At 53.7% G+C, this 2167-nt stretch carries 2 protein-coding genes; both read right to left on the reverse strand.

The features are described 5' to 3' along the window. Positions 1 to 149: 149 nt before the first annotated feature. On the reverse strand, positions 150 to 443 hold the full coding sequence (locus AC5JBD_RS00385) for a hypothetical protein (RefSeq protein ID WP_495719771.1): 294 nt from the start codon (positions 441 to 443) through the stop codon (positions 150 to 152). Positions 444 to 1645: 1202 nt separating this feature from the next. Further along, positions 1646 to 2167: recombinase family protein (locus tag AC5JBD_RS00390; protein WP_495719772.1), on the reverse strand; the 522-nt coding region annotated here is incomplete at its 5' end.

Genomic DNA, 2167 nt, shown 5'->3' on the forward strand with positions numbered 1-2167 from the left:
ATGATCCCTCGTCATAGGGGTCAAGGTGCAGATTTCTGTTTGGCCGCAATCTCGTGGTTCGTGCTCGTAGACGACAGGACCACCATTCAGTCACCCGGTGCGAGAGTAGAGACCCACTCCCGCACCGGATGCGGCGATTACAACCCGCTCTAACTACGTAGGGCGATTGCCGTTGCGAAGGCGTCCCGATCTGCTTCGGTCTCGAAGATGGTAGTAACCTCGACCGCTCCCTCACGGGTTTGGGTCCATTGTATAATCTGGCGGGGCTGGTTTAGTGTGTAGAGAGCTTCACGCAGCATGGCGATCTCAATGTAGGCAGCAGCCCGCGTGAAGCTTTTGACATTAGGATCACCGCCGTAGCTTGCGGACCTGTCGGCCATGGTGCTCGCGGTCGCTCGAATGGTCTCGCTCGGGATTGTGTGGGTAATAGAAAAGCTCGTCATCGTGCCTTCCTTAGCTGAGCCCTTACCTTCCTTAGATGAGCCCCTATCTGAGCCCTTCTCGAAGCCCACTCCTGCTTAAACAGGGGCAACTCCCACTCCCAAGTGAAGGTCTTCTGATCCTCGCTGCTGGCAAATCCGAAGACGAGTGTCTGGCCATCTAGCCAAGACTCCCACCGAGAGCCTTGCCGCCCAAACAATTTACTCGCCAGCTTACCGGCCTCACATCGAAGAGAATCGGTGTCGTACTTGGGCTCAAGCGAGTATGTGTAGATGAACTTATGCATTTGAAATGTCCTTTGCTTCAATAAAGTCAGAATACCAAGGACATCTCTGATGATCATTATTTTAATTTAAGATGGATATAGATTTATATTTTGCCCAAAGATGGCACCTTGTGGTCTAATAAATACGGATGACGAGCAATTTAGTCTCCAAATTTTACCACTATACTTTGTTATATATACGCTCAGGGAGGCATGATGGGTTCTCCCACCCAAAAACGGGCATACCGGGAGGACTGACCGGGCCTATGAGGTTAGAGCGACCGACGAGCCGAACTTGCTAGGAGCACGATGCCTAGCAAGGGGCTACCCGGATTAGAGGGCCGGGATAGTCGCGGCTGCTCGGCGAGCGCCACCAGAATGGCGTCCTCGCAAGAAGGCACCTCAATGACAGGATAAGTGCGCCTTGTACCCTTTGGCCCTTATCCGCGCGTCGCCGATCCTCCAACTGTCTGGTGACGTGAGTGTTGATGCCCCTCATCAACGACCGTTTGGTCATCTAGTCCACCGGGAAGGCAAGGCCCGTGGCGTGAAAGGGCGGTACTCTTCATACCGCACACGCCCGACAAGCCTCAAACTTCCGATCATAGGTGGGACTGACCGAGATAGGGCTGCAAAGCTGGTACAGGGAAACCGCCAGCGCCGGGTAAGACCGGCTACGTGGCTTGTTGGACGTTCACCGACTCAGGATGTGAATATGTTTTATCTCCCCTTGATCTGTTCAATCTTTTGATCAGGTCAGGGGGAGATAAAGCGTAATGATCTAGGATGTGAATGGAAGCGAGAGATTGCTTCAGATAAGATTGATTATCAGTGCTGCTTGTCTGAGATCGAGAGTGATCACGAGGAACGAGTGATCATGAACAGACGAGGACATGCAGCAGTTCGGGTGCGATCAGCACACGGACTTATAAGCTTTGATCAACACTCAGCCAAAGCGGTCTCTTCACGGCTCTCTGTGACCGTCATGGACCGTGCAATCCGCATCACAGAAGTGGTGCTTGCTCCGGTCTTTCTTGCTGTTGCCCGAATGCCTTTGCCGCTCATCAGGACTTGCTTGATCTGCTCGATCCGAGTCTCAGGCATAGGTGGACGACCAAGGCGCTTTGTCCCACGAACCCGATCTAAGTCAGCCATAACGCGAGACCGGATCATGGCTCTCTCATAATCGGAAAATACTGACAGGAGCGAGAACAGCAGCCGTCCGCTTGGCGTGGTTGTGTCGAGCCCTTGGACGTGCAGATAAAGCCCAATCTCCCGGTTCTGAATGTCGGCGAGGAAAGCCACAAGGTCTTGAAGCGAGCGTCCAAGGCGATCCACGGACCAAGCAGCGACCAGATCGAACTCACGTCGAGCGACACCCTTTAGCAGAGCATCGTAGCCCGGTCGCTGGTCTCTGCCTTTGGCTCCTGAGATGCCCTCGTCCGTGAAGACTGCCACGAT

The organism is Allosphingosinicella sp. (assembly GCF_059502505.1).

Coding starts and splice junctions, on each gene's coding strand:
- AC5JBD_RS00385 (WP_495719771.1), bottom strand. CDS start 443: ATGACGAGCTTTTCTATTACCCACACAATCCCGAGCGAGACCATTCGA.